This window comes from Aeromonas sp. 159, from assembly GCF_963862045.1.
Classification (GTDB): Bacteria; Pseudomonadota; Gammaproteobacteria; order Enterobacterales; family Aeromonadaceae; genus Aeromonas; species Aeromonas veronii.
Map to the genome: position 1 here is coordinate 67,080 of NZ_CAWLMI010000032.1, position 25,098 is coordinate 92,177.

General features: G+C 58.5%; 29 protein-coding genes. 13 read left to right on the forward strand and 16 right to left on the reverse strand.

Annotation, left to right across the window (positions count from 1 at the left end; translation table 11 throughout):
- Window position 1: 1 nt before the first annotated feature.
- Window positions 2-1,009, reverse strand: a complete 1,008-nt coding sequence (locus AACR14_RS06690; protein WP_019445598.1) for a Fe(3+) ABC transporter substrate-binding protein — start codon at window positions 1,007-1,009, stop codon at window positions 2-4.
- Between the two features lie 258 nt (window positions 1,010-1,267).
- Window positions 1,268-1,606, reverse strand: coding sequence for a P-II family nitrogen regulator (gene glnK, locus AACR14_RS06695; RefSeq protein WP_005341406.1), 339 nt, complete (start codon window positions 1,604-1,606; stop codon window positions 1,268-1,270).
- A gap of 201 nt (window positions 1,607-1,807) precedes the next feature.
- On the opposite strand from glnK, the gene arfB reads away from it, so the two are divergent.
- On the forward strand, window positions 1,808-2,224 hold the full coding sequence (gene arfB / locus AACR14_RS06700; RefSeq protein WP_019445599.1) for an alternative ribosome rescue aminoacyl-tRNA hydrolase ArfB: 417 nt from the start codon (window positions 1,808-1,810) through the stop codon (window positions 2,222-2,224).
- 29 nt (window positions 2,225-2,253) lie between these two features.
- Window positions 2,254-2,745, forward strand: a complete 492-nt coding sequence (locus tag AACR14_RS06705; RefSeq protein ID WP_019445600.1) for a methylated-DNA--[protein]-cysteine S-methyltransferase — start codon at window positions 2,254-2,256, stop codon at window positions 2,743-2,745.
- Between the two features lie 360 nt (window positions 2,746-3,105).
- Here AACR14_RS06705 and AACR14_RS06710 read toward each other — a convergent pair whose 3' ends face one another.
- The 4 genes from AACR14_RS06710 to tapT form a co-directional block, all read right to left on the reverse strand.
- Window positions 3,106-3,531, reverse strand: coding sequence for a hypothetical protein (locus AACR14_RS06710; protein ID WP_005340360.1), 426 nt, complete (start codon window positions 3,529-3,531; stop codon window positions 3,106-3,108).
- Window positions 3,532-3,725: 194 nt separating this feature from the next.
- Entirely contained in the window at window positions 3,726-4,499 is a 774-nt protein-coding gene (gene yaaA / locus AACR14_RS06715) for a peroxide stress protein YaaA (protein ID WP_019445601.1), read from the reverse strand.
- Between the two features lie 47 nt (window positions 4,500-4,546).
- A complete protein-coding gene (gene tapU / locus AACR14_RS06720) occupies window positions 4,547-5,656 on the reverse strand; it encodes a type IVa pilus ATPase TapU (protein ID WP_005357951.1) in 1,110 nt (369 codons plus the stop codon).
- A gap of 28 nt (window positions 5,657-5,684) precedes the next feature.
- On the reverse strand, window positions 5,685-6,719 hold the full coding sequence (gene tapT, locus AACR14_RS06725; RefSeq protein ID WP_005340354.1) for a type IVa pilus ATPase TapT: 1,035 nt from the start codon (window positions 6,717-6,719) through the stop codon (window positions 5,685-5,687).
- Between the two features lie 39 nt (window positions 6,720-6,758).
- Between tapT and AACR14_RS06730 the strand changes: the two genes are divergently transcribed.
- The 5 genes from AACR14_RS06730 to AACR14_RS06750 all read left to right on the forward strand — a co-directional run bounded on the left by AACR14_RS06730 (window position 6,759) and on the right by AACR14_RS06750 (window position 9,755).
- Window positions 6,759-7,460, forward strand: a complete 702-nt coding sequence (locus AACR14_RS06730) for a YggS family pyridoxal phosphate-dependent enzyme (protein ID WP_019445603.1) — start codon at window positions 6,759-6,761, stop codon at window positions 7,458-7,460.
- 142 nt (window positions 7,461-7,602) lie between these two features.
- On the forward strand, window positions 7,603-8,427 hold the full coding sequence (gene proC, locus AACR14_RS06735; RefSeq protein ID WP_019445604.1) for a pyrroline-5-carboxylate reductase: 825 nt from the start codon (window positions 7,603-7,605) through the stop codon (window positions 8,425-8,427).
- An 11-nt stretch (window positions 8,428-8,438) separates the two neighbouring features.
- A complete protein-coding gene (locus AACR14_RS06740; protein WP_005341416.1) occupies window positions 8,439-8,990 on the forward strand; it encodes a YggT family protein in 552 nt (183 codons plus the stop codon).
- Window positions 8,990-9,292, forward strand: coding sequence for a DUF167 family protein YggU (gene yggU, locus AACR14_RS06745; protein ID WP_005340341.1), 303 nt, complete (start codon window positions 8,990-8,992; stop codon window positions 9,290-9,292). The genes AACR14_RS06740 and yggU overlap by 1 nt, the downstream gene beginning before the upstream one ends.
- Before the next feature lie 43 nt (window positions 9,293-9,335).
- Window positions 9,336-9,755, forward strand: a complete 420-nt coding sequence (locus AACR14_RS06750; RefSeq protein WP_019445605.1) for a DUF4426 domain-containing protein — start codon at window positions 9,336-9,338, stop codon at window positions 9,753-9,755.
- Between the two features lie 101 nt (window positions 9,756-9,856).
- On the opposite strand, the gene AACR14_RS06755 is transcribed toward AACR14_RS06750, so the two are convergent.
- The 5 genes from AACR14_RS06755 to AACR14_RS06775 form a co-directional block, all read right to left on the reverse strand.
- Entirely contained in the window at window positions 9,857-11,053 is a 1,197-nt protein-coding gene (locus AACR14_RS06755) for a NupC/NupG family nucleoside CNT transporter (protein WP_005348874.1), read from the reverse strand.
- Between the two features lie 182 nt (window positions 11,054-11,235).
- Window positions 11,236-12,171 carry a LysR family transcriptional regulator gene (locus AACR14_RS06760; RefSeq protein WP_005340335.1) on the reverse strand — a complete coding sequence of 312 codons (936 nt, stop codon included), beginning with the start codon at window positions 12,169-12,171 and terminating at the stop codon, window positions 11,236-11,238.
- Between the two features lie 82 nt (window positions 12,172-12,253).
- Window positions 12,254-12,790, reverse strand: coding sequence for a glutathione peroxidase (locus AACR14_RS06765; protein ID WP_019445606.1), 537 nt, complete (start codon window positions 12,788-12,790; stop codon window positions 12,254-12,256).
- A 58-nt stretch (window positions 12,791-12,848) separates the two neighbouring features.
- Window positions 12,849-13,412: an NnrU family protein gene (locus tag AACR14_RS06770; protein WP_005340331.1), complete on the reverse strand. Its 564-nt coding sequence runs from the start codon at window positions 13,410-13,412 to the stop codon at window positions 12,849-12,851.
- Window positions 13,413-13,551: 139 nt separating this feature from the next.
- Window positions 13,552-14,133 (reverse strand): YjaG family protein, encoded by a 582-nt coding sequence (locus AACR14_RS06775; RefSeq protein WP_005335839.1) that lies wholly within the window; start codon window positions 14,131-14,133, stop codon window positions 13,552-13,554.
- A gap of 162 nt (window positions 14,134-14,295) precedes the next feature.
- Here AACR14_RS06775 and AACR14_RS06780 point away from each other — a divergent pair, with 162 nt between their 5' ends.
- Entirely contained in the window at window positions 14,296-15,240 is a 945-nt protein-coding gene (locus AACR14_RS06780; protein WP_005363043.1) for a D-2-hydroxyacid dehydrogenase, read from the forward strand.
- A gap of 71 nt (window positions 15,241-15,311) precedes the next feature.
- On the opposite strand, the gene mepM is transcribed toward AACR14_RS06780, so the two are convergent.
- Complete coding sequence (gene mepM, locus AACR14_RS06785) at window positions 15,312-16,649, reverse strand: murein DD-endopeptidase MepM (RefSeq protein WP_019445607.1); 1,338 nt, start codon at window positions 16,647-16,649, stop codon at window positions 15,312-15,314.
- Window positions 16,650-16,909: 260 nt separating this feature from the next.
- On the opposite strand from mepM, the gene AACR14_RS06790 reads away from it, so the two are divergent.
- Together AACR14_RS06790 and AACR14_RS06795 are read left to right on the forward strand one after the other, a co-directional pair.
- Window positions 16,910-18,208, forward strand: coding sequence for a LapD/MoxY N-terminal periplasmic domain-containing protein (locus AACR14_RS06790; RefSeq protein WP_019445608.1), 1,299 nt, complete (start codon window positions 16,910-16,912; stop codon window positions 18,206-18,208).
- On the forward strand, window positions 18,205-19,146 hold the full coding sequence (locus tag AACR14_RS06795) for a TAXI family TRAP transporter solute-binding subunit (RefSeq protein ID WP_019445609.1): 942 nt from the start codon (window positions 18,205-18,207) through the stop codon (window positions 19,144-19,146). The genes AACR14_RS06790 and AACR14_RS06795 overlap by 4 nt, the downstream gene beginning before the upstream one ends.
- Here the strand turns inward: AACR14_RS06795 and AACR14_RS06800 are convergent.
- Both AACR14_RS06800 and znuA read right to left on the reverse strand, forming a co-directional pair.
- On the reverse strand, window positions 19,141-19,815 hold the full coding sequence (locus AACR14_RS06800) for a transglutaminase-like cysteine peptidase (RefSeq protein ID WP_005335848.1): 675 nt from the start codon (window positions 19,813-19,815) through the stop codon (window positions 19,141-19,143). The genes AACR14_RS06795 and AACR14_RS06800 overlap by 6 nt on opposite strands.
- Before the next feature lie 67 nt (window positions 19,816-19,882).
- A complete protein-coding gene (znuA, locus tag AACR14_RS06805) occupies window positions 19,883-20,815 on the reverse strand; it encodes a zinc ABC transporter substrate-binding protein ZnuA (RefSeq protein ID WP_019445610.1) in 933 nt (310 codons plus the stop codon).
- A gap of 93 nt (window positions 20,816-20,908) precedes the next feature.
- On the opposite strand from znuA, the gene AACR14_RS06810 reads away from it, so the two are divergent.
- From AACR14_RS06810 to pepE, 3 genes are all read left to right on the forward strand, one after another.
- Window positions 20,909-21,697: a heme ABC transporter ATP-binding protein gene (locus AACR14_RS06810; protein ID WP_019445611.1), complete on the forward strand. Its 789-nt coding sequence runs from the start codon at window positions 20,909-20,911 to the stop codon at window positions 21,695-21,697.
- 230 nt (window positions 21,698-21,927) lie between these two features.
- A complete protein-coding gene (locus AACR14_RS06815; protein ID WP_019445612.1) occupies window positions 21,928-23,298 on the forward strand; it encodes an endonuclease/exonuclease/phosphatase family protein in 1,371 nt (456 codons plus the stop codon).
- 233 nt (window positions 23,299-23,531) lie between these two features.
- The gene (pepE, locus tag AACR14_RS06820) at window positions 23,532-24,257 is read left to right on the forward strand and encodes a dipeptidase PepE (protein WP_019445613.1); all 726 of its coding nucleotides are present in this window, start codon (window positions 23,532-23,534) and stop codon (window positions 24,255-24,257) included.
- Between the two features lie 95 nt (window positions 24,258-24,352).
- Here the strand turns inward: pepE and AACR14_RS06825 are convergent, their stop codons facing one another.
- Together AACR14_RS06825 and AACR14_RS06830 are read right to left on the reverse strand one after the other, a co-directional pair.
- Complete coding sequence (locus AACR14_RS06825) at window positions 24,353-24,772, reverse strand: secondary thiamine-phosphate synthase enzyme YjbQ (protein ID WP_005335267.1); 420 nt, start codon at window positions 24,770-24,772, stop codon at window positions 24,353-24,355.
- Window positions 24,772-25,098: alanine racemase C-terminal domain-containing protein (locus AACR14_RS06830; protein ID WP_019445614.1), on the reverse strand; the 327-nt coding region annotated here is incomplete at its 5' end. The genes AACR14_RS06825 and AACR14_RS06830, both read right to left, overlap by 1 nt.

Sequence of the window (25,098 nt, forward strand, 5' to 3'; positions counted from 1 at the left end):
ATTACAAGTCGAACTTCACTTCATCCAGCAACTGCAAGGCGTCCTTGCGGTGCTTGGCGTAATCGCTGACCGGTAGCGCGTCAGACTTGAAACTGCCCCAGGACTTGACCATGGCGGAAGGCTCGACTCCGGCCTTGACCGGATATTCGGCATTCACGTCCGCATACATGTGCTGGGCGGTGTCGCCAGCCAGAAACTCCATCAGCTTCTGGGCCTCGGCCTTGTTCTTGACATACTTGGTCATGGCCACGCCACTCACGTTGACATGGGCACCGCGGTCGACCTGATTCGGGAAGTTGATATAGACCGCATCCGCCCAGGATTTTTGCGCCGGATCTTTCAACATGGCGCCCAGATAGTAGCTGTTGCCGAGCGACACGTCACAGATACCATCCTTGATCGCCTTGACCTGATCCCGGTCATTGCCCTGCGGCTTGCGCGCCAGGTTGGCCTTGACCCCTTCCAACCAGGTTTTGGTCTCGGCCATGCCGTGATGGGCAATCATGGAGGAGACCAGCGCCACATTGTACTCATGCTTGCCGCTGCGGGTGCAGATTTTCCCTTTGAATTCCGGCTTGGCCAGATCTTCGTAGCTGATGGTATCGAGCTTGCCGAGGCGATCCTTGCTGGAGTAGATGGCACGCACCCGGGTGGTCAGGGCGAACCAGCGGTTCTCCGGATCGCGATAGCTGGCGGGGATGTTCTCCTGCAGGATCTTGCTATCCACCGGCTGTACCAGCCCCTTGTCCACCAGATCGGTCAGACGGCTGATATCGACGGTCAGCATCAAGTCGGCCGGAGAGAGCTTGCCTTCCCGCTCCAGACGCTCGTTCAATCCCTCTTTGGCGAACACCACGTTCACCTTGATGCCAGATTCCTTCTCGAACTGCTGGATGATGGGCTTGATCAGCTCATCCTGCCGGTTGGAGTAGACATTCACTTCCCCGGCCGCCAATGCCGACTGAGCTGCCAACGCAGAGAAAGCCAGTGCCAACATCTTCATTTTCATCATCCATTCCTTGATTAGCTATACAGAGTGATAACGATTTCCGTTTGCATTCTGCATACATCTTATAAGCGGATCAAGAAAGCTCGCCGTCGCCACATCACATATTTAATCGCCCATAAATGAAAAGGGCCGGATGGAATCCCATTCGGCCTCTTCTGAGCAAAACGTTATGTTGATCAGGCTTCAATAAGCGCTCACTCCATCGGGATTCCCCGAGATCGGGAGGTCAACAGATCTGTACGTCACGGATGCGGTTCATCACAGCGCCTCGTCGTCACTCTCGCCGGTGCGGATGCGCACCGCTTGCAGCAAGTCGTAGACAAAAATCTTGCCGTCGCCGATCTTGCCGGTATAGGCCGCCTTGCAGATCGCCTCGATCACCCCTTCCACGTTATCATCCGCGGTAGCAATCTCCAGCTTCACCTTGGGCAGGAAGTCGACCTGATACTCGGCTCCCCGGTATAATTCGGTGTGTCCCTTCTGGCGGCCAAATCCCTTGACCTCGGACACGGTCAGCCCTTCCACCCCCAGGTTGGCAATAGCCTCGCGGACATCGTCCAACTTGAACGGTTTGATAATCGCACTAATCAGCTTCATCTGGTTGCTCCCAATCCATGGTGTGTCATGAATCGGGTTTCAATTCTTATGCCAAGTATTTTTATTGTTATATTTCATATAGATAGAGTTTAACGCCGGCGCCATTCGCCAGGCACATCCCCATAACCGGCCAGCACGCCCCATAATGAGGCACCATGCTGCAGCGGTCAGCGGGTATGCACCAAACAAGAGCAAAACAGCATGTTAGTTATCTCCAACAGCGTCACGATTCCCTGGCATGAGCTGCAATTTCAGACCATGCGGGCACAGGGCAACGGTGGACAGCACGTCAACAAGACCGACTCCGCCGTCTGGCTGCGCTTCGATTACCGTAACTCCCCAAGCCTCACCCCGCTCTACAAGGAGGGTCTCGACAAGCTGAGCGACAGCCGGGTACACGATGGCTTTGTCCTGATCCGGGTCGAGAGCCATCGCAGCCAGGACATGAACCGCAAGGAGGCGATGAGCCGTCTGGTGGAGTTGCTGAAAAAAGCAGCCTGGCGCCCCAAGGCTCGCCATGCCACCAAGCCGACCCGCAGCTCCCAGCGCAAACGGGTCGATGCCAAAAAGCGCAAGGGGGATATCAAGTCCGCCCGCGGCAAGCCAGTTCTGGACTGAGCCTCCCCGCCCCCAAAGGATGTCAGCCGATGAGATACAGTTTTTGCGACAGCGCCCGCGGCCCCCTGCTGGTCGCCATCGATCAGGATGGCCTGCGCCACGTGGAGTTCATGCACGGGGAGCGACCAGTCATGCCGCAAACTGACTGGCAACGGGATGACAAGGCGCTGGCCCCCTATCTTGCCCAGTTCACCGCCTATTTCGCCGGAAAGTTGCAGCAGTTCGATCTGCCCATGGCAGCGAAGGGCACTCCGTTTCAGCAAACGGTATGGAACGCTTTGTGCGATATCCCCTATGGCGAGACCGTGAGCTATCTCGAGATTGCCCAGGCGATAGGCAATCCCAAGGCGGTGCGGGCGGTAGGCGCTGCCAACGGCCGCAATCCGCTGAGCATCATAGTACCCTGCCATCGGGTGATCGGACGCAGCGGCGAGCTGACCGGCTATGCTGGCGGCATTCCCATCAAGCGCTGGTTGCTGGCACTGGAACAGGCAGGCACAACATTCGAGCTGGCCCCATGACACGATGACCGTCCCGGAAAGGAACGGGACAATATCGTGGCCAAAATGAAAAGGCTTTCAGCCAGTAGCCACGCTTTGCTGACAAGATGAACAGAAAATGAAGAATCGCCTCAGAACTACTTCAGATTGAGCTTGGCATGATGGCTCCATACTTGAATGGCACGGCTCATTCGCTGATTCAAGTAGCACCCATGTGACGCTTCCAATCTGTCTTTTTCCCCGCGCCTCCTCTGAGGCGCTTTTTTTGTGCCAACACAACAGGCCACCACCCGACTTGAGTGGCCTGAGCGCCACAAAATCTGCACCTGCCCAAAAACCAAGAGGCGAAGGATCATCCTTCGCCTCTGACGTAACAGCGGGCTACTCGCTCTGGGGCAGGAACTGCAGTTCAGGCGCCGAGGAGGTCAGCACATCGGCGCAATAATCCCAGGTCGAGATGCGATAGTGCTGCAGATCTTCATCCAGATGCAGGCCGTCCGACTCCTGATGGAACCAGCTGGCAAAACGGGATGGGGTGATGAGCTGGATCTGCTCTTCGATAGCGTGACTATCCTTCCCCTCGGCCAGATCGCAATCTTCGATGACCCGCAGGGCGTAGATATGGCGAAAATAGACCCGGCAGAGGATTTGCGGGGGCAGATCGATGCTGCGTGCCCGCCCCAGCATGATGGTCAGAGAGTCGCTCCAGAGATCCTGATGCAGCTCGGCAACGACCAGCCCAGGCGGGAGCTGGCGGGACGGAGCCCAAGGTACGGCAACCTGCCGAATGGCATTTTTCTGTTCCATATTCACCTCACGACGACTCGCTCCCTGTCTTGAGTCTATCTGAACCACATAGTCCCGGCGAAGGCAATCGATGGACAATAAAAACGGCAATAAAAAAGCCGACGTATCAAACGTCGGCGAATAAAAAGTGCTTACAACAGAGGATTCATATATTCAGACCCGCGGGTCGAAAGATTGGTTCCCTCTTTTTGTAATTAATTTTCGGCGCGTTTAAACATCAGGGTATTGGCGTCCGACTCTTCCGGCACAAAGTAGTAGCCCTCGGCGTTGAAACCGGTCAGCTGCTCCACCTCGGTCAGACGGTGCTTGATGATGTGGCGAGCCATCATGCCGCGCGCCTTCTTGGCGTAGAAGCTGATGATCTTGAACTGGCCGTTCTTCTCATCCTTGAACACCGGTGTGACAATCCGCCCTTTCAGGCTCTTGGGGCGTACCGACTTGAAATACTCGTCGGAGGCCAGATTGATCAACACTTCATCCCCCTGCGCTGCCAGCGCGTCGTTGAGATGGTGAGTGATCACCTCCCCCCAGAACTGGTAGAGATCCTTACCGCGGCTATTGTCGAGCCGGGTCCCCATCTCCAGCCGGTAGGGCATCATCAGGTCGAGGGGACGCAACACGCCATAGAGGCCGGAGAGCATCCGCAGGTGTGCCTGAGCGAAGTCAAAATCGGCCTCGCTGAAATCCTCTACCGCCAAACCGGTGTAGACATCCCCCTTGAAGGTCAGCAGCGCCTGACGGGCGTTGGCAGGGGTGAAATCTGGCTGCCACTCGGCAAAACGGGCAGCATTGAGACCGGCCAGCTTGTCGCTGATCTTCATCAGAGTGGCGATCTGGTCAGGGCTCAGTTGGCGGGCCCGGCTAATCAGTTCGGCGGAGTGATCCAGCAGCTCGGGTTGGGTGAAACGGGGTGTCACCAGCGGTGACTCGTAATCCAGCGTCTTGGCCGGGGAAACCACAATCAGCATAACGTTCCTTTATGGCGAGGGGCCGAACGGCAGAGCGGCCCCATGATTCATTCATCCAGCGTCACATTGTCCAGCGTGCCGGTGCCGAGCCGCTCGCGACCGGAGAGCTTGATCAGCAGTCGCAGGTCGTTGGCCGAGTCAGCGTGGGCAAGAGCCTCACTGTAGCCAATCTGGCCGGCGCAGAACAGGCTGAAGAGCGCCTGATCGAAGGTCTGCATACCCAGCTCGGTGGATTTGGTCATCACCTCCTTGAGGCGATGCATCTCTCCCTTGCGGATAATGTCGGTGATGAGCGGGGTATTGAGCAGGATCTCGAACGCAGCGCAGCGCCGCTTGCCATCCATACTCGGCACCAGCTGCTGGGCGACGATGGCCTTGAGGTTGAAAGAGAGATCGAACAGGAATTGGCGGTGTTTGTCTTGCGGCACCAGATGGAGGATGCGATCCAGCGCCTGGTTGGCATTGTTGGCATGCAAAGTGGCGAGACAAAGGTGTCCCGTCTCGGCGAATTGCAGGGCAAACTCCATGGTCTCCTGACTGCGGATCTCACCGATCAGGATCACGTCCGGTGCCTGACGCAGCGAGCTTTTCAGCGCCACATCGAACGACTCGGTGTCGATCCCCACCTCTCGCTGGGTCACCAGACTACGACCATGCTGATGAACGAACTCCACCGGATCTTCTACCGTCAGAATGTGACCATCGGCATGCTGGTTGCGATAGCCGATCATCGCCGCCTGGGTAGTCGATTTGCCCGCCCCGGTGGCGCCGACAAACAGCACCAGTCCCCGCTTGGCCATCGCCACCTCTTGCAGGATCTTGGGTAGCTGCAGATCTTCAAAGGTGGGAATGCGGGTCTCGATACGCCGCACCACCATGCCGGGCAGCTCCTGCTGCCAGAAGGCGCTGACCCGAAAACGACCAAGCACCTCGCGATAGATCGCGTAGTTGGCCTCCTTGGTGCGGATATAGCGCTCGAAGTGATCGCTGCTGAGGGTATCCCTGACCAGCGTCAGCGCCCCCTTCTTGTCGAGCGCCTCCCCCCCCAGCGACACCAGATGGCCATTCACCTTGAGGGTGGGCGGCGAGCCCACCGTCACAAACAGATCCGATCCCTTTCGCTCGACCAGCTCGCTCAGCAGATCATCCAGATTCATCATCTATCCCTCCCTGGGTGCGAGTCGCTTAAATGCTGTTGGGATCAACGGCCTTGGCCTTGGCATCGAGGGATGCTACTACGCCACGACTCACCAGCTGCTTGAGGCTCTGATCCATGGTCTGCATGCCGTGGGTCATCCCGGTCTGGATCACCGAGTAGAGCTGGGCAATCTTGTCCTCCCGGATCAGGTTACGCACCGCCGGAATGCCCATCATGATCTCGTGGGCCGCAACCCGGCCACCGCCAATACGCTTGAGCAGGGTCTGGGAGATAACTGCCCGCAGGGATTCGGAGAGCATGGAACGCACCATGTCCTTCTCCGCGCCGGGGAAGACGTCAATGATACGGTCGATGGTCTTGGCCGCCGACGAGGTGTGCAGGGTGCCAAACACCAGATGGCCAGTTTCGGCGGCGGTCATGGCCAAACGAATGGTCTCAAGGTCGCGCATCTCGCCCACCAGAATGATGTCCGGGTCTTCCCGCAGTGCCGAGCGCAGGGCGTTGCTGAAGCTCTTGGTATCCCGGTGAACTTCCCGCTGGTTCACCAGACAGCGCTTGTTCTCGTGGACGAATTCGATGGGGTCTTCGATGGTGAGAATGTGGTGATGGAAGTTCTCGTTGATGTAGTTGACCATGGCCGCCAGGGTGGTCGACTTACCGGAACCGGTCGGGCCGGTCACCAGTACCAGACCCCGCGGGAACTCGGCGATCTTGCGGAAGATCTCCGGCGCATCGAGATCCTCGAGGCTCAGCACAGTGCTGGGGATGGTACGAAATACCGCGCCCGAACCGCGCGCCTGCTGGAAGGCGTTGACCCGGAAACGGGCCAGATTGGGCACCTCGAACGAGAAGTCGACCTCGAAGTTCTCCTCCAGCTCCTTGCGCTGATGGTCGTTCATGATGTCGTAAATGAGGGCATGCACTTCCCGATGTTCCAGGGCGGGCAAATTGATCTTGCGAACCTCACCATCAACCCTGATCATCGGGGGAACCCCGGCCGAGAGGTGTAGATCCGAGGCTTTATGCTTTACACTGAAAGCCAATAACTCTGTGATATCCATAGACTTGTCATTCTCCCATCACAAGATCACTAACGAAATATGAACCAGATTGCCCAGCACCTGTTTCAGGTAAAGGAACGTATTGCCCAGGCCGCCGAACGGGCGAGCCGCAACCTGCAGCAGATCCGCCTGCTGGCCGTGAGCAAGACCAAACCTGTCGAGGCCATCATGGCTGCCCATGCCGCAGGTCAGCGCTGCTTTGGCGAATCCTACGCCCAGGAAGCAGCGGCCAAGATCGATACCTTGCGCCAGCAGCCGGAATATAGCGACATAGAGTGGCACTTTATCGGCCCTTTGCAATCGAACAAATCCAAACTGGTCGCCGAACGGTTTGACTGGGTGCAGAGCGTGGATCGGGACAAGCTGATCGACCGCCTCAACAACCAGCGCCCAACTACAATGGCACCGCTAAATGTTTGTCTGCAAATCAATATTAGCGGAGAGAGCAGCAAATCCGGAACGTCGGAACAAGAGATTTTCCGCCTTGCCGAGCTGGTCTCCCACAGTGAGCGACTGGTGCTGCGGGGGCTGATGGCCATTCCCGAACACACCAGCGACGAGGGCGTACTGGCCGCCCAAATGACCCGTATGCAGACTCTGTTCACCGAGCTTGCGCGACAATACCCCACGGTGGATACCCTCTCGATGGGGATGACCGAAGATCTCGAACTGGCGATCGCCCACGGTAGCACCATGGTGCGGGTCGGCACCGCCATCTTCGGCGCCCGTGACTACTCATAGGCAAGGCCAGCGGATAACCCATACGTCCGCCTCTTGCCGCGACTTCATCAACAGGAGCGTTTGATGGAACACCGAATTCTGGCATCAGGTGGTGCAGGCAGCACACACCCCGCCGCGACCCCATGTGCTACAGGAGCATCTGATGCAGCATAGAACGCTGGCCTTTATCGGCGCGGGCAACATGAGCCGCAGCATCATCGCCGGACTGGTCAAGGCGGGTTATCCCGCCGGGCAGATCACGGCTGCCAACCCCAGTCTGCCCAAGCTGGAGGCTCTGGCGAGGGAACATGGCATTCGCATCACCCAGAGTAATGCCGAGGCGGCCCGCGACGCAGAGGTGATCGTGCTGGCGGTCAAACCGCAGCTGATGGCCAGCATGCTGTCAGCACTGGTTGAAGAGCTGGGATCCCTTGAGGGCAAGCTGCTCATCTCCATCGCGGCCGGTATCAAGGTGGCGCGCCTTGGCGAGATGGCCGGTGGCCATGACCGCATCATCCGCACCATGCCCAATACCCCTGCTCTGCTGGGTCTGGGCATGACCGGTCTCTATGCACCCGAACATATTGCCGCCGCGGATCGCGACTTTGCCGAGCAGATGATGCAGGCGGTCGGCAAGACCCTCTGGGTGGAGCAGGAGTCTGGCATCAACGGCGTCATCGCCTCAGCGGGCAGTGCTCCGGCCTACTTCTTCCTCTTTATGCAGGCGATCGCCGAAGAGGCGGAGGCGATGGGTTTCTCGCCCGATCAGGCACGCCTGCTGGTGCAGCAGACCGCGCTGGGCGCAGCCGCCATGGTGGAGCAAAACCCCGAGCTGGCGCTGCAAACCCTGCGTGAACAGGTGACCAGCAAGGGCGGCACCACAGCCGAAGCCATCAAGACATTCCAGCAGCAGGGGCTGATGCCGCTGACTGCGCAAGCCATGCAGGCGGCCGTTGCTCGCGCCACCGAAATGGAAACCCTCTTCTAACAGGAGCCCAGATGAACACTGCTTACTTTCTGATTAACACCGTTTTCGATCTCTACCTGATGGTGATCCTGCTGCGCGTCTGGCTGCAGTGGGCCCGTGCCGACTTCTACAACCCGATGAGCCAGATGGTGGTCAAGCTGACCAATCCGCTGGTGATCCCGCTGCGCCGCGTTATCCCGGGCTTTGGCGGCATCGACCTCGCCTCCGTGGTGCTGGCGCTGGCCATCGCCTTCGCCAAGCTGGCCCTGCTCAAGAGCATGAACGTACTGCTGGCGGACTGGCTCAGCATCAGCCTGTTCGCCGCGCTGACTGTGCTGAAAAAAGCGGGCTCGATGATCTTCTGGGTACTGCTGATCCGCGCCATCCTGAGCTGGGTCAGCCAGGGCCGCAACCCCATCGAATACGTGATGCATCAGCTGACCGAGCCCTTCCTCGCCCCTATCCGCCGCGTACTGCCGGCACTGGGCGGGCTGGATCTCTCAGTGCTGGTCGCTTTTATCGGCCTGCAAGCCATCAACTACCTGCTGGGTGACCTGTTTGGCCAGCTGTGGTGGATGATTTGATGCCAGCCGTCCTGCAACAAGGGGATGAACTGGTACTGCATCTGGTGATCCAGCCCAAGGCGAGTCGGGATCAGATCATCGGATTGCATGGCGAAGAGCTGAAAGTGGCCATCACGGCACCGCCGGTTGATGGCCAGGCCAACAGCCATCTGATCAAGTTTCTGGCCAAGCAGTTCAAGGTGGCCAAGGGACAGATCACCATAGTGCGGGGCGAGCTGGGGCGACACAAAACCGTCGCCATCGACAGCCCCAAACAGTTGCCGCAAGAAGTGAGTGCACTGCTGAATGACACGCAAGGCTGAATGAATCGGCCTGCGCCAACCGTAGATATGAGAGGGATGACAGATGAAAACAGCCTGGATGAGTGGCCTGCTGGCACTGCTGATGACCCTGCCGCTCAAGGCAGAACAGATGAAGGAGCTGGGGCCTTGGCTGGTGCACTACAACGCCTTCAACTCCAGCTTCCTCACACCAGAGGTCGCCAAGGCGTATGGACTGGAGCGCAGCAGCTACAACGCTATCATCAATATCGCGGTACAGGACAAGCAGAAAGTGGCGCAAGCCGTGGGGATCACCGGTGAGGCCAAGAACCTGACCGGTACCATCCGCACCCTGAACTTTCAGGAGATAAAAGAGGGCGATGCCATCTACTATCTGGCGACCCTCCCCTACCGCAACGAAGATACCTATCAGTTCACCCTGAAGATCATGGGCGGTGGGCAGCAACAGAACCTCAGCTTCCAGCAGACCTTCTACGTCGACTGAGCAGCTACATGAAGCCCCGAACAAGGTCGGGGCTTCATTTTATCCATATGACAAGGGCGCCATCAGGGCGCCCTTGTTACATCTATTCCGTACCGCTGCGATTAAAGGGCGAGGAACAGACCGGCCAGACAGGCGCTCATCAGGTTCGCCAGCACGCCGGAGAGAATGGCGCGCATGCCGTAACGGGCGATGAAGGATTTGCGCTCCGGCACCATGGAGCCCAGACCGCCGATCAGGATCGCCATGGAGGAGATGTTGGCAAAGCCACACAGGGCGAAGGTCACGATGGCCTTGCTCGACTCGCTCAGGGTCTGATCCTGCACCAGACCGATGAAGGCGACGAACTCGTTGACCACGATCTTGGTACCGATCAGGGCGCCAGCGGCTTGCGCCTGATCCCAAGGCACACCGATCAGCCAGGAGACGGGGGCAAACAGCCAGCCCAGAATGATCTGGAAGCTCAGATCCAGCCCCACCAGACCACCAGCCCAGCCGAGCAGGCCATTGAGCATGGCGATCACGCCAACGAAGGCCAGCAGGGTGGCACCGACCGCCACCGCGATATTGAGGCCGGACATGGCGCCATCGGCAGCCGCTTCGATCACGTTGGTAGCGCGGGGGATCTCTACATCCTGATGGTGATCGACCTCTTCAGCTCCCGGCGGCACCAGGATTTTAGCCATCGCCAGACCGGCAGGGGCTGACATGAAGGCGGCAGCGATCAGGTATTTCAGCTCAACCCCGAGGCTGGCATAACCCACCAGGGTGCCACCGGCGACGGAGGCGAGACCACAGCTCATCACAGCGAAGAACTGGGAATCGGACATCTTGGAGAGGTAGGGTTTGACCACCAGCGGTGCTTCTACCATGCCGACGAAGATGTTGGCGGTCGCGGAAAGACTCTCGGCACGGCCGGTGCCCAGCAATTTCTGCAAGCCACCACCCAGCAGGGCGATCACCCGAGGCATGATGCCGATGTGGTAGAGGATGGCGATCACCGCGGAGAAGAAGATGATGACCGGCAACACGTTGAAGGCAAAGATGAAGCCCAGCTTGAACTTGGCCAGATCACCGAACAGGAAGGCGATCCCCTCCTGACCATAACCGATCACGCTACTTACGCTCTCGCTGACCCCGTTCAGCACGTGCTGACCAGCAGGCAACCAGAGCACCAGACCGGCAAACATGATTTGCAGGCAGAGGGCAAGGCCAACTGTTCGCAACGGGATACGACGACGATTATCAGAGCAGATGACGGCAAGCGCCAGGATACTCAGGATGCCGAGCAGGGCAATCATAGGGACTCCATCAGGTGGGGCAAAAGATGGGCGCGGATTCTGCGCCTCTCCCCAAGTCACTGCAAGTCCGCTTGGTTACAAGCCTGTTAGAAAAAACGTTTGCACGATATCGGTTGCGCCAACTGGCTGATTTGGTTCGATTTTAGTATCAGGAGAAATCGAGAGTTCTTATATGGAAACAATCATTCCTCACCGCCGGACAATTTACCCCCGAGCCAGGGGGCCAGTCGCTGCTCCCAATAGGGTTCGGGGCCAAAGCGGGCCTTAAGGAAATCGATGAAGAGACGGATCTTGGGATCCAGATGTTCGCGCCGGGCATAAACGGCGTGTACCGCCATCTGCTGGTTCGGTCGCCACCCTGGCAACACAGGGATCAGCTTGCCGCTCTGTAACTCCTTGTCCAGCAAGTAGTTGGCGATATAGGCGATGCCGAGCCCGGCCAGTGCCGCATCGCGCACCGCCTCCGCCATATCCACCCGATAGTTGCCCGCCACCTGCACCGTCTGGCGCTCCTTGCCCTGGCGAAACGACCACTGGTGATAGCGCCGCTCCCGACTCTGGTAAGTGATGCAGTTGTGCTGGGCCAGATCCTTGGGATGAAGCGGCGTGCCGTGGCTCAGCAGGTAATCCGGCGAAGCCGCCACCACGAAGCCAATGTCGGCCAGCCGCTGTCCCACCAGCCCTTCCGGCTTGTCCTCATAGGTGGTCAGCCAGAGATCCAGCCCCTCATCCACCAGATTGGTTCTGTGGTCGAACAGCGAGACCTCCAGCTCCAGCTCGGGATAGCGATCCTGAAACGCCTTGAGATGAGGAATCACGTGCAGACGACCAAATGATTGGCCCACCCCGAGATGGAGCACCCCGCTCACCTTGCCGCGCCGCTCGGCGATCATGGAGTCCGCCTCCTGCGCCACCGCCACCAGCGCATGACAGTGACGGGCATACTCCTGACCCAGCTCGGTCAGGACAAAGCGGCGGGTGGTGCGCTGGACCAGCTGGGCGCCAAGGGTGGTCTCCAGCAGCGCCAGCTGCTTGCTGATATGAGATTTGGAGACCCCGAGACGACGGGCGGCGGCAGAGATCCCCTGCTCGCGCACCAGCGCATCGAAGATCACCATTTGAGGAAGACGTTGCAGCACAAGATAACCGGATTGAGTGGCGGGAGCCCATTATTCCAGAGCCGCCCGCCAAGGGGTAGGGTCAGAGCCCCAGCGCCCGGGTGATCTGCAGTTTGAGGGGGTCGTCAGCCGGATTCTGGTTGGCGCCGTAGCTGGCGATCAGCTTGCCATCGCGCCCCACCAGATACTTGTGGAAGTTCCAGTTCGGCTCATCCCCGTCAGCGGCCGCCGCCAGCCCCTTGAACAGTGGCACAGCATCGGAGCCCCGCACCGCTACCCGATTGAACATCGGGAAGGTGACGCCATAGTCGCGGCGGCATACCTCAGCAGTCTTGGTCTCGTTGCCCGCCTCCTGCCAGAAGTCGTTGGAGGGGAAACCGAGAATAATCAATCCCTTATCCTTGTAGCTCTGGTAGAGCTTCTCCAGATCGCGGAACTGGCCGCTGTAGCCGCAGTAGGAGGCGGTATTGACCACCAGCACCACCTTGCCCTCGGTCAGCTGACAGAGGTTGTGGCGCTGGGCATTGTTGAGCTCCCGCATCTCCACATTGAAATAATCGGGGCACGCCGCAGAGGCCGCGTTGGCCCCCAATAACAGCAACAGAGTGAACCATTTCATCGCCAAGACTCCTTTTGTTTTGTCCATCATACGCGGTTACCAGAGCCGCAGTTCACTCTCAATGCAATGGAATGCCGGTCAGCCAGCCGTGGCCCCAGAACACCAGCAGCGCGGTGGCAACCAGGCCCGCCCCGACGCTGATGCCGGTGCCCGTCCAGTTGGCCGCCGGGCGGGGATATCGCTGCCAATCCCGCACCGAAATCCAGACCATGCTCACCAGCGCCCACAGCCCGATACCGCCAAACAGCACCAGAGATCGCGCCTCGCTGTTGACCAGCAGATGGGCCACCGCCCAGAGCAGGGTACCGAGCAGTTGGGGATGCACCAGCCAGCGGCGCAGATGGTTGGGCCCCTGGCCGGAGAAAAAGAGGATCAGCGCAAAGGGCATCATCACCGTCATGGTCATCGGCCCCCACTCCGGCAGGAAGTAGAGCGGCAGCGAGCTGGCCGAGCGCCAACCGGCGATGATGCAGGCAATGGCGACAAACACCAGCAGGGAGAAGAGCCCCTTGTAGCGATTCTCACCCAGCCGTTCTCTCAGTCGCGCCCGATGGGCCACCGCAAAACAGGGGTAGAGATGGATCAGGGTAAACAGCGCAACCCCCAGGGTCAGCAGGAACATGAGTCTCTCCTTGTACTTGGTACGACCACTATGCCGTAAAGGGAGATTTGCGCCTATAAAAACCAATGACAGGCAGAGCTGCAGCTCATATGAAAAAGCTCCCGAACGGGAGCTTTTTTCGATCAGGGGCCGCAGAGAATTACTCTTCCAGGCTGATCCCGATATTGGAGACGCCATCCTGAGAGGCGAATACTCTGATGGCCAGGATACGATCGCTGTCGCGTTCATGGGCGACCCGCTTGAGCAGTTCAACCTGGAACTCCAGCTCGGCTTCCATGTACTCGTGCTCGTAGAGCTCCTCTTCGGTCAGATCCCGCTCTTCCAGCAGCTCGATAAACCCGGCCACGGTACCGACTGACGCATGGCTGGCATCGTTGGCCTCTTCGCCAACCCGGCAGATCACCGAGTTATAGGCGCAGCCCAGCGCAACACAGGCATCAAGCGCCGGATAGGCACCGTAGGATTCAAACTTGCGGGGATCCGGAATGTGAGACTCGAACTCTTCGAGAATGGCCCCCAGATTGACCCGGGATCCCTTGACGGTGAGGTAGACCCACATCTGATCCAGCGCATGCCGGAAAGCGCCAGCATTGCCAAAGCCGGAGGCCTGACAGAACAGGGCATAGTTGGGGTACATGCGCTCTGCCAGCGCCAGGGTGTAGACGGTCTGTTGCCAAGGCTGTAGCTCGGCCAGTCGCTTATAAAACTTGTCACCAAACACTGGAGTCGGATCCTTTGCAAAATGTGGGGCAGATTGTAGCCCACGAGGCGCGCGGCGAAAACGAAAAAGCGCCCTGGTCGGCTATGTTGCGATATGAAGTCAGGTAAGATGGGTCGAGAGCGGCATCTTGTTGCGCCGCAAATTCTGATAAGGAACAAGAGTATGAGCCAACGTACCCTTCTTTTGCTCAGCCAGGATAATGCTCACTACGAACGGCTGCTTAAGGCCGCCAACCTCCCCCATCTGCGCATTCTGCGGGCCGATAACCAGAGCGATGCCGAGAAGCTGATCGGCGAAGCCCATATTCTGATGGCCGAACCGGCCCGTGCCAAACCGCTGCTACCCAAAGCCAACAAGCTGAGCTGGTTCCAGTCCACCTATGCGGGAGTCGATGTGCTGCTCGACCCTGATAGTCGCCGCGACTATCAGCTCACCAATGTCCGCGGCATCTTCGGCCCGCTGATGAGCGAGTATGTCTTTGGTCATCTGCTCAGCCTGATGCGCCAAATTCCCCTTTATCGGGAACAGCAGAAACAGCGACTGTGGCAAAGCCACCCCTATCAGGGCCTCAAGGGGCGCACCATGCTGATCCTGGGGACCGGCAGCATTGGTCAGCATATTGCCCACACCGGCAAACATTTTGGCATGAAGGTGCTGGGCATCAGCCGCAGCGGTCGGGAGCGGGCCGGGTTTGATCAGGTTTATCAACTGCCTGCGCTCAACAAGATGCTGGCGCAGGCCGATGTCATCGTCAGCGTGCTGCCAGCCACCCGCGATACCCGTCATCTGTTCAATGCCGCCCGCTTCGAACACTGCAAACCGGGCGCCATCCTGTTCAACGTTGGCCGTGGCAGCGCCGTGCACTCTGGCGATCTGCTCACCGCACTGCGTACCGGCAAGCTGGCGATGGCGGTGCTGGATGTGTTCGAGCAGGAGCCGCTGCCCGCCGACAGTCCGCTGTGGGGCCAACCCAACCTCATCGTCACCCCCCACAACAGCGCCTACAGCTTCCCGGATGATGTGGCCCAGATCTTTGTGCGCAACTACATCCGCTTTATCGATGGCCAGCCACTGGATGGCAAAATCGACTTCGACAAGGGTTATTGACCCTCACTGCGCATGTAAAAAGGCCCCGCCAATCTGGCGGGACCTTTCATTTCAGGCTGTGACGACAGGAATCAACCCGCGGCCAGCTCCTTGCGATAGCTCTTCACCTTGGCAAGGAACTGACGACGCTCCTTGCCGCTCAGGGGTTCAGCCATAGGCAGCTTGGCAGTCATGGCATTGACCGGGCGGTTGTTGATCCGCAGCTCGTAGTGCAGGTGAGCACCGGTCGAGCGACCTGTGTTGCCGGAGAGGCCGATCTTGTCGCCCATCTTCACTCGCTGACCGGTTTTAACCAACAGCTTGCTCAGGTGCAGATAACGGGTAGAGAGAGTGCGACCATGCTTGATGACGATATAGGTGCCCGCCAGCGGGTGGCTGGTTGCCTTCTGGACGACACCATCGCCGGTCGCCAGCACTGGCGTGCCCACCGGCACCGCGAAGTCGGTGCCCTCGTGAGGACGCACCATACCGGTTACCGGATGTTTGCGCGCCGGGTTGAAGTTGGAGCTGATGCGGTAGCGGCTGTGGGTCGGGTAGCGGCGGAATCCGCGCTCCAGACTGTTGCCCTGACCGTCGTAGTAGTTGCCGTCATCGGAGAGCCAGGCCGACACCGTCTTGCCCTGGCTGGTCACTTCCACACCCAGCAGCTGGCTGTTGCCAGTGCTCTTGCCTTCCACCGTCTCCTGGCGTACCAGCACTTTGAACTTGTCGCCCTTCTGCAGATCCTTGGCGAAATTCATTCGCCACTGGAACAGGTTGGCAATTTTCTGGATATGGTTGGCCGGAATCCCCGCATTGCGGGCACTGACATAGAAGCTGCCGTTGATCACGCCGTTGTAACGCTGCGGTTGCCACTCAACCTTCTCATTGATCATGGAGGCGGTATAGGCATCATCGCTGCGCGCCATCACCAGCGTCTGCTTGATGTTCAGGCGGATTTTGAGTTGCTGCAGGATGTTGTCCTGATCGATCAGCAGCTCGATATTCTGGCCCGGCTTGAGGCGCGCCAGATAGTTCTTGTTGTCCGCGTCCAGCACCTTGTAAAGGGTGGTGGTGGAGAGACCGAGATTGTTAAAAATGGCGGTCAGGTTTTCGCCGTTGCGGACCCGGTAATCCTGCCACTGGGGGGTGGTGTCAACCGGGATGTCGTCATCCGGCGCACTTTGATCAACCAGTTCGTGATCGGGGATTTCGTTAAAGTCGGTGTTGTTTTCGTTGGTTGCCGTACCTGCGGTATCAATGGGCAAATCAAGACGCAGCGGCCGCTCGAGGATGTCACCCGGAGCTGGCAATAATGCTACTGCTGACAGGGTCATGGCCGTCAGCATCAGCATGGCGTAAAAGTGTTTGCGGGGAACCGGTGGTTCCCAATTGGCAGCCTGTACTACCAAGGGACGGAGACGTTTCATCCGCTATCCTGTATTTAGATCTAAAGAGTGTGAGTTGCGATGTCAGTTGTGACAAAACCGTATAAAACTGTTTGTTGGACACAAATAGTTACAAATAGTTCATCACAATCTGCATGAACCTCACATTTTATGCATAACCCGCCCGGATGGGCAGAAATGATCGTCTTTTTTAACCATTTTTTCCTATTTTTAAGAACCGGGTCGGATTCGATACTGAATAGAAACCTGAAATGTTGCGATAACTTTTCCATGGAGTGGATATGTCGTTAGCAAAACTGTTAATCAGAATAATTGTCGTCCTGTTCCTGATCGGTGCAGCGCTGCTGTTTGCACTGGAAGTCACGACGGTCCGCCAATCCATTCTCGACCAGATGTCAGCCAACCTGGAAACCGCCATCACCGCTCTCGGGCTGGTGCTGCAAGGAACCCTGCTCAATGACGACAATGTGCTGGCCGAGACCATAGTCAATGCCATGTTCGATGGCGGCTTCGTCAGCTCGGTCACCCTGATCGATCCTGATGGCCAGTTGCTGTTTCAGAAGGTCTTCCACTCTACCCAGCAAAATGTCCCCGGCTGGCTTCCCTCGGTTATCGGCATGCCCCCCGTCAAGATTGAGCAAGAATTAACCGATGGCTGGCGCATGCTGGGCACTCTGACCCTTGAAGGACATAGCGGCTACGCCTATCAGCATCTGTGGAATGCCATCAGTCGCACCGGTCTGGCGCTGCTGGCGGGCCTCGTCGTATTTACCCTGATCATCTCCCTGGTGTGCAAACGCCTGCTGCAGCCCCTGGAGCAGATCAACCTGCAGCTGATCCGTATCCGCAAACACCAGTTCAACAGCACCCTGCCCACTCCCTGGTTGCAAGACCTTAAAGAAGTGGCACTTTCCATCAACCAATTGGTTTCCGAACGCAAACGGGATCTGCTGCAACAACGACTCAAAATCACCCAGCTGGGAAAACAGCTGCCACTGACGACCCCACAGCCGCTGCAAGGAGTAAGCCCGCTGCCGGAAGGCGGGCAACTGCAAAAATTTGTCTCCACACAAGGGGAGATCGCCCTCTATCAGCGTTTCTTGCCCAGTCAGCCCCTCGGTGCCGACAGCGATCTCGCAACCATCCAGAGCGCCCTGCAACAGTGGCAGCACTCTCATATAGAGGGGATCTTGCTGCCCCTCTCCCTGCTCAATCACCCGCAATGGTCCGAGATCGCCCCTCTGCTAAGCCAGGGGCGAGGAAAAACTCTGGATTGGCGCTGGGATGTGGTCACCTTTCCCGCCCACGGCCAAGCCACATTGGCTGCGTTGCAGGAACAGGGGTGTGAGCTCGCCTTCAGCGCCATTCCCCTCAATGCGGATACCTTCAATCAACTTGACCCGCTCAATCCCATTTTTATCAGCTGTCAGCTGACCGATGAGCCGCTCTACTGGAATCTGCTCTCCCAAACCATGCATGCTGCTGGCTATACCCTACTGGCAGAATCGGGAGAGTGTCGCGACATCGACAAACTGCGGACCTGGGGTATCGATGGTTATGCCAAGGAGGCGCAATCATGAAGAAGCTCGCCATGCTGTTGCCCCTGCTGTGGCAATCAGGCCTGATGGCTGAAACCGTCACTATCACCACCGGTGGTGAGCAGGGGATTTATCACCAGATAACCAAAGAGTTTTGCCGTCTGGCTCATGAGGTCGACGAGCAACTTGCGTGCACACTGCAGAGTTCATCGGGTTCAATAGAAAACCTGAAGCGGCTGAAGAGTGGCGAGACCTCCTACGCCATGGTGCAGTCAGACTGGCTATATCAGGCAAGCCAGGGCTTGGGCCCTTTTGCCACGCAGCCGCAACCTGAGCTGCGCGCCCTGTTTGCCACCCATGCCGAGCCCTTCACCATAGTGATCCGTGCCGATGGCGATATCACTTCACTGGAACAGCTCAAGCTCGCCCCCATAGACATGGGGTTGAAGAGCTCGGGAACCCGCCAGACGGCGCTGACCCTGTTCAACATCTTGGGAGCGAAAGAACAGGATCTCGATCTGAAGAGCATGGCCAACCTGCCGGATGCGCTCTGTAGCAAGCAGATCGACGCATTTGCACTGGTGATGGGACACCCTAACCGGATTGTGCTCGACACCGCCAAACGTTGCACGGTCAGTTTCCTCCCCATAGATGGGGCCACCCGTGATCAGCTACTCAAAGGGGTCAAATATTACCAACGCAGTCAGGTGCCCGCCCGCATCTACCCCGGCAATCTGAAGGCGACCCCCACCTTTGCCATTGCCGCCACCCTGGTCACCAATGCCACCATGCCGGAAGAGTCTGTCTATCGTCTGACCAAGGCCATGCTGACCCAGCAGACCAAGTTCAATGAGCAGACTTATGGCTACGCCAATATGTTTCACCGGGCACGCAATAAAACCGGCCCAGTGCTGAGTATTGAGCAGCATCCGGGCGCAGCTAAATATTTCGAGGAGCTGAAAGCGGCGGGCAAGCTATAACTGACGACGGGGAGAGCGCAGTTGCTCGCTGGAGAAACGGGTCTTCATCGATGTCCACTGCGCCAACCGATCGGCACTCCCCGCCAGCGTCCCTTCCCGCCGTGACTTCATGATCCAGATGCTTTTGGCATCGAAACTGTAAACGGGAATGAGATCGGTACGCTTGCTGCCCGGGAGGATCCGGCTGTTGATGTTGTCGAGCACCAGTGGGTCAGCCTTGGGTGTCGGGAAGTAGAGCGTCACCATGTGGAACTGGTTGTAACGCACAGCCTTGACGTAGGCCAGCCGCAGCTTCTTCTCATCCACCCCCAGCTCCATCAGGGTATAGTACTTGGAAATGCTGTAATCCTCGCAATCCCCACCCCGGGCACCGATGAACTCCAGCGGATTGGCCCAGTAATCCTCATCCCCCCACAGCTTGGGATCCTCGCTGTAGGTCAGATTGTTGAAGTAGTTGTTCACCAGCTCGATCTTCTGCTGGTCGGTTGTACCCGCTCTGGGGGTGAGCAGGCGAGAGAATGCCTCGGCCCGTTGAATGGCGCGGCCACCATACACTTCCTGCAGCTTGGCCCGCAGATCCGGACTGGCAATATATTCGGAAAGACGCGAAGCCTGCACGTTGGCGCAACATAGCGCCAACGTGCAAGCCGGGATCAACAACCATTTCATACCGGACACTCCATGTCAGATGCTGGAGGTCAGTATAGCCCCTCCGGATGAGAGGCTCAGCCGCTGATCAGCGACACTGGGCGAATGCGTCTGCCAGTTGCTGCATGAATTGGGGATAACCATCCGGGCCGAGCGGTACCTGTTCACCCACCTCATCAAGCAACAGCACCTTGGCGCCGGTATTGCGTGCCACCGATTCGATCACAGCCGGTGAGAATTGCGGCTCGGCATAAATGCAGCTCGCCTGCTTCTCTTCCAGTGCCTTGCGGATATCCACCAGGGTCTTGGCGCCCGGGCGACGCTCAGGGCTCACGGTAAAGTGACCCTTTGAACTCATGCCGTAGTGGCGCTCCCAGTAGCCATACGCCTCATGGAAGACAAAGTACCCCTTCTCATTCACCGCCTTCATCTGGCCAGCAATCACCTTGTCTTTGGCATCCACCTTGGTATCAAATGCCGCGAGGTTGGCGTCATAGCGAGCCTGATTGTCCGGATCCAGCTTGCCCAATTCACTTGCGATCGCCTTGGCAATCACTTTGGCCTGCGTCGGGCCAAGCCAGATATGGGGATCGACCCCTTCGTGATGGTGTCCCTCATGCCCTTCATCATGGTCACCGTGCTCGTGGGCGGCATGATCGTGATCATCATGGTCATGGGAATCGTGACTATCCTGAGTCGCGTAGTTAAACAGCGGCATCCCCTCAACCTGAGTCAGGGCCAGAGCATGGGGATGGTTGGCCAGCGGCTTGGCCATAAAACCTTCCAGTTCGGGGCCAACCCACACCACCAGATCGGCACTGTTGATGCTGCGAATATCGGACGGACGCAGGGAGAAATCGTGGGGAGAGGCACCGGTCGGCAGCAATACCTTGGGCTCGCTCACCCCGTCAGTGATCGCCGCGGCAATGAAGCCAAGGGGCTTGATGGTGGTCAGTACCTCAATGGCACGAACAGGCAAACTCACCGCCAGCAGGGCAGTGAAAAGCGCAATAATTCTCATTGATGAATCTCGTCAGGGGGTGAGTATGTGATAATATAACAGCCGCTTTTTGTTATATTATAACTCTCACTGGCTGTAAACCCCGGAGTTGTCATGAGCCAACTGGTAGAGCTGAAAGAGGTCTCTCTCTCGTTTGATGGACGCTCTGTGCTCGACAAGGTCTCCTTTACCCTCAATAAAGGCAAAATCACCACTTTGGTCGGCCCCAACGGGGCGGGCAAGAGCTCGCTGCTCAAGTGCCTGACCGGCGAGCTGGAATATGAGGGTTCCATCACCCTGTTTGGCGCGGATCGCCAGCAGTGGGACAGCAGCCAGCTGGCCCACCGGCTCGGGGTATTGCCGCAAAGCTCCTCCCTCAACTTCCCCTTTCTCTGCGAGGAAGTGGTTGCCATGGGGCGCTTGCCCCACAGTGAACCGGCGGCGCGGCGTGACGAAATTGTGGCAGCGGCCATGACCCATGCCGGGGTCGAGCATCTGGCCAAACGGCTCTATCCCGGGCTCTCTGGCGGCGAGCGGCAGCGGGTGCAGTTTGCCCGGGTGCTGGCGCAGATTTGGCAGGCCCCCTCCCCGACCGAGCAAGCCGAGCAACCCCGCCTGCTGCTGCTCGACGAACCCACCTCGGCGCTGGATCTGAAATACCAGCACCAGCTGCTCACCATGGCGCGCGCCCTGGCCAGCCGCAATACTGCAGTGCTGGTGGTGCTGCACGACCTCAATCTGGCGGCGCGCTATGCCGATCGGCTGGTGATGCTGGAGCGGGGCAAGCTGATGGCCGATGGCACGCCTGCCGAGGTGCTGACCCCTGAGCTGATCGCCCGTCTCTATGACTATCCGGCACAGGTGATCCATCACCCCGAGAGCGGCCTGCCGATGGTGGTGTGACAAACTCAGAGTGCGGTAACGGCAGGAAGCGCGCCATTCATCCCGGAAACTGCAGTGTATAAACCGGTTTTTCACACCCCATATCGCCCTGCTAACATTCATCATCGCCAGATATGTGGTGTGAATATCCTCACACTTTACTCAGGCAAAATCCCCGCAGCATCGCCGTCTACTTATAATGGCGCCGCCTCACAGAAGGCATAACTCATTGATGCTACGGAACAATTACAATGAAAAATATCAACAAGACCCTACTGGCCGCTGCCATCTCCCTCGGGATGCTGGCAGGCTGCAACAGCGACAACGACTCAAAGGCAGCAGATCCCATGGTTCGTTTTGCCACCTTCAACCTCTCTTTTGATCGCACTGCCGCCGGTATGCTGACCGGTGAGCTGGCCTTGACCCGCACCGAACAGGACGCCCTGCTGGCCCGCCTCGCCGAAGGGAGCCTGAGCGGCGCCACGGAAACCAAAGCCAAGAACGTGCAGCAGATCCGCAACGTGGCGGAGATCATCCAGCGCACTCGCCCGGATGTGTTCCTGCTCAACGAGTTCGACAACGACGGCAAAGGCGAGAGCACCGCCGATCTGAAAGCCTTCAACGACAACTATCTGGCTCACGCCCAGCACGCAGAGGTGACGGCCATCAGCTATCCGGTGATGCAGAATTTCGCCACCAACACCGGCCTGATGAGCGGTTATGACCTCAATCTGGATGGCAAGGTCAACAGTGGACCAGAAGATGCCTGGGGCTATGGCCAATATCACGGTCAGTACGCTATGGCGGTGATGTCGAAATACCCTATCGACACCAAGCAGATCCGCACCTTCCAGAACTTCAAGTGGAAGGATATGCCTGGCGAGAAGAACCCCATTATTGACGACTGCAAAAAACTCTTCGACAAGAACGGTATCAAAAATCCGTACCGTGAATGTGGCGATGCCTGGTATGCCGATGAGGTGTGGCAACAGTTCCCACTCTCTTCCAAGAACCACGCCGATGTGCCGCTGCGGATCAAGACTGCAAAGGGTGAGGAGGTGATCCACTTCCTGATCTCCCACCCAACGCCCCCTATCGGAAACAATGCGGCTCGCCACAATATCAAGCACAACCGCGCCGAGATCGCCTTCTGGAACGACTACGTCAAGGGGCTCAACTACATGACCGATGACAAGGGCACCAAGGGTGGCCTGGCCAAAAATGCCAAGTTCGTCATCGCCGGGGATCTCAACGCCGATCCGCTCACCGGTGACGGTGACCTGACCGCCATTCAGGATCTGCTAAACAACCCGCTGATGAATCAGGCCATCACCAATGGCACCCTGATCCCGGTCAGCGAAGGGGGTCCGGAGTGTGTCAGCAAGGGGACCGACTGCAAACGCAACCTCAATCGCCCCAACCCGGAACGGATCACCAACTCCAGCGTGCTGCAGCTGGATCACGTCATCCCCTCCGCCAACCTCAACGCGGTCAAAAGCGGCGTCTTCTGGCCTGCCAGCTTCGAGGCCGGTTATCACCTGGTCTATGATGCGAAACTCGGCATCGCCAAGGGAGTCAGTTCGGATCACCGCATGGTGTGGGTCGATCTCAAACTCGACTAACTCTGCCATGACCCCGCTGCGGCGGGGTCTTTTATTGGCGAGGGGTGGCGCGTTGACCACGGCTCATTAATCCACCGCTTGGCATGGCATCCCCCATCCATAACAGTTGAATGGGCCTCGCGATCACAGAACCACCTCGCCAATGGTGGTAGCATGCCCGCTCTTGCCATCCGGCCGCACGGCGGATCCGGTGGCCCTCCCTCCTCCGCTTTCACTTTTTGAGGAACGATTTGATGGAACTGCTTCTGCTTAGCAACGGTAAAGCCAACGAATTTCCGGGTCTGCTCGGCTGGGCCCGAGATCGGGTTCAAAGCCTGCTGGCTCGCAAACAGGTCAAGCGCATCCTGCTCATCCCCTACGCGGTGATCCGCAGCGACTGGGATGCCCGCGCCAACGAACTTACCGAGAGCCTCGGGATCGAGACCATCAGCATTCACCACTTCGACGATCCGGTCGCGGCCGTCAATCAGGCCGACGCCATCTTTATCAGCGGCGGCAATACCTGGCGCCTCAACCAAATGCTGCATGAAAACGGCCTGATCGTGCCGATTCAGCGTGCCGTGCGCGAACGTGGCGTCCCCTATGTGGGCTGGAGCGCAGGTTGTAATGTGGCGACCCCGAGCATCCGCACCACCAACGACATGCCGGTCTGCAACGCCGCCGTGCTGCCCGCGCTGGGCCTGTTCCCGCTGCAGATCAACCCGCACTATCTGGACGCCAGCATCAGCGGCCACATGGGCGAGACCCGCGACGAGCGTCTGGCAGAGTTCTGCGCCATCAACCCGAGCGAATATGTGGTGGCCCTGCGCGAAGCGAGCCTGCTGCAGATCAGCGGCGATACCGTTGAGTACTGGAGCGCCCGCGATCAGGACTTCAAGATCTTCAAACACGGCCAGGAGCCGCAAGCCTTTATGGACGCCTCCCCGCTGGCCGAGTTGACCCCCTTCAAGGTCGGCTGAGTCACGCAGAGCGCTTCACTACTGGCAAACAAAAGAGGGATGGCTCGGCGCCATCCCTCTTTTTTATCTTCATCTTTCAGCTGGTTGCAGTCTGATTACTCACCCTGCAGGGTCACCAGCACCTTACGGGCGCCACCATCGACGCGATGTTCGCCAAGCCAGATCCCCTGCCAGGTGCCAAGTGCCAGCTGACCGTCACGGATCGGCAGTAGCAGGCTCACCCCGAGCAGGGAGGATTTGATGTGGGCAGGCATGTCATCCGCCCCCTCATAGGTGTGGCGATAGTAGGGGGCATCCTCCGGCGCCAGCCGGTGCAGATGAGCCTCCATATCGCTGCGCACGCTGGGGTCGCAGTTCTCGTTGAGGGTGAGCGAGGCGGAGGTGTGTTGCAGCAGCAGGTGCGCCATGCCGACTCGGTAATCCGCCAGCATCGGCAGTTTGGCCACCAGCTCGTCCGTCACCAGATGAAAGCCCCGCGAACGGGGCTTCAACGTCAGCAGGCACTGCTGCCACATCAGACGTACTCCATAAAGACGCGGGAGGTGAGCTTGGTGATGAGCTCGTAGGGGATGGTGCCAATCTCGTCGGCCACCCGCTCCACCGGCAACCCCTCGCCCCACAGTACCGCCTCGTCGCCGGCCTTGTCGGTGGCGCCGGGCCCCAGATCCACCGTGCTCATATCCATGGAGACACGCCCCACCAGCGGCACGATGCGGCCGTTGATCAGCACGGAAGTGCCATTGGGCGCCATGCGCGGATAGCCGTCACCGTAGCCGATGGCAATCACGCCGAGCCGGGTATCGCGATCCGCCACCCAGTTGGCGCCGTAGCCCACCGGCTC

Coding starts and splice junctions, on each gene's coding strand:
- AACR14_RS06690 (WP_019445598.1), bottom strand. CDS start 1,009: ATGAAAATGAAGATGTTGGCACTGGCTTTCTCTGCGTTGGCAGCTCAG.
- glnK (WP_005341406.1), bottom strand. CDS start 1,606: ATGAAGCTGATTAGTGCGATTATCAAACCGTTCAAGTTGGACGATGTC.
- arfB (WP_019445599.1), top strand. CDS start 1,808: ATGTTAGTTATCTCCAACAGCGTCACGATTCCCTGGCATGAGCTGCAA.
- AACR14_RS06705 (WP_019445600.1), top strand. CDS start 2,254: ATGAGATACAGTTTTTGCGACAGCGCCCGCGGCCCCCTGCTGGTCGCC.
- AACR14_RS06710 (WP_005340360.1), bottom strand. CDS start 3,531: ATGGAACAGAAAAATGCCATTCGGCAGGTTGCCGTACCTTGGGCTCCG.
- yaaA (WP_019445601.1), bottom strand. CDS start 4,499: ATGCTGATTGTGGTTTCCCCGGCCAAGACGCTGGATTACGAGTCACCG.
- tapU (WP_005357951.1), bottom strand. CDS start 5,656: ATGAATCTGGATGATCTGCTGAGCGAGCTGGTCGAGCGAAAGGGATCG.
- tapT (WP_005340354.1), bottom strand. CDS start 6,719: ATGGATATCACAGAGTTATTGGCTTTCAGTGTAAAGCATAAAGCCTCG.
- AACR14_RS06730 (WP_019445603.1), top strand. CDS start 6,759: ATGAACCAGATTGCCCAGCACCTGTTTCAGGTAAAGGAACGTATTGCC.
- proC (WP_019445604.1), top strand. CDS start 7,603: ATGCAGCATAGAACGCTGGCCTTTATCGGCGCGGGCAACATGAGCCGC.
- AACR14_RS06740 (WP_005341416.1), top strand. CDS start 8,439: ATGAACACTGCTTACTTTCTGATTAACACCGTTTTCGATCTCTACCTG.
- yggU (WP_005340341.1), top strand. CDS start 8,990: ATGCCAGCCGTCCTGCAACAAGGGGATGAACTGGTACTGCATCTGGTG.
- AACR14_RS06750 (WP_019445605.1), top strand. CDS start 9,336: ATGAAAACAGCCTGGATGAGTGGCCTGCTGGCACTGCTGATGACCCTG.
- AACR14_RS06755 (WP_005348874.1), bottom strand. CDS start 11,053: ATGATTGCCCTGCTCGGCATCCTGAGTATCCTGGCGCTTGCCGTCATC.
- AACR14_RS06760 (WP_005340335.1), bottom strand. CDS start 12,171: ATGGTGATCTTCGATGCGCTGGTGCGCGAGCAGGGGATCTCTGCCGCC.
- AACR14_RS06765 (WP_019445606.1), bottom strand. CDS start 12,790: ATGAAATGGTTCACTCTGTTGCTGTTATTGGGGGCCAACGCGGCCTCT.
- AACR14_RS06770 (WP_005340331.1), bottom strand. CDS start 13,412: ATGTTCCTGCTGACCCTGGGGGTTGCGCTGTTTACCCTGATCCATCTC.
- AACR14_RS06780 (WP_005363043.1), top strand. CDS start 14,296: ATGAGCCAACGTACCCTTCTTTTGCTCAGCCAGGATAATGCTCACTAC.
- mepM (WP_019445607.1), bottom strand. CDS start 16,649: ATGAAACGTCTCCGTCCCTTGGTAGTACAGGCTGCCAATTGGGAACCA.
- AACR14_RS06790 (WP_019445608.1), top strand. CDS start 16,910: ATGTCGTTAGCAAAACTGTTAATCAGAATAATTGTCGTCCTGTTCCTG.
- AACR14_RS06795 (WP_019445609.1), top strand. CDS start 18,205: ATGAAGAAGCTCGCCATGCTGTTGCCCCTGCTGTGGCAATCAGGCCTG.
- AACR14_RS06800 (WP_005335848.1), bottom strand. CDS start 19,815: ATGAAATGGTTGTTGATCCCGGCTTGCACGTTGGCGCTATGTTGCGCC.
- znuA (WP_019445610.1), bottom strand. CDS start 20,815: ATGAGAATTATTGCGCTTTTCACTGCCCTGCTGGCGGTGAGTTTGCCT.
- AACR14_RS06810 (WP_019445611.1), top strand. CDS start 20,909: ATGAGCCAACTGGTAGAGCTGAAAGAGGTCTCTCTCTCGTTTGATGGA.
- AACR14_RS06815 (WP_019445612.1), top strand. CDS start 21,928: ATGAAAAATATCAACAAGACCCTACTGGCCGCTGCCATCTCCCTCGGG.
- pepE (WP_019445613.1), top strand. CDS start 23,532: ATGGAACTGCTTCTGCTTAGCAACGGTAAAGCCAACGAATTTCCGGGT.
- AACR14_RS06825 (WP_005335267.1), bottom strand. CDS start 24,772: ATGTGGCAGCAGTGCCTGCTGACGTTGAAGCCCCGTTCGCGGGGCTTT.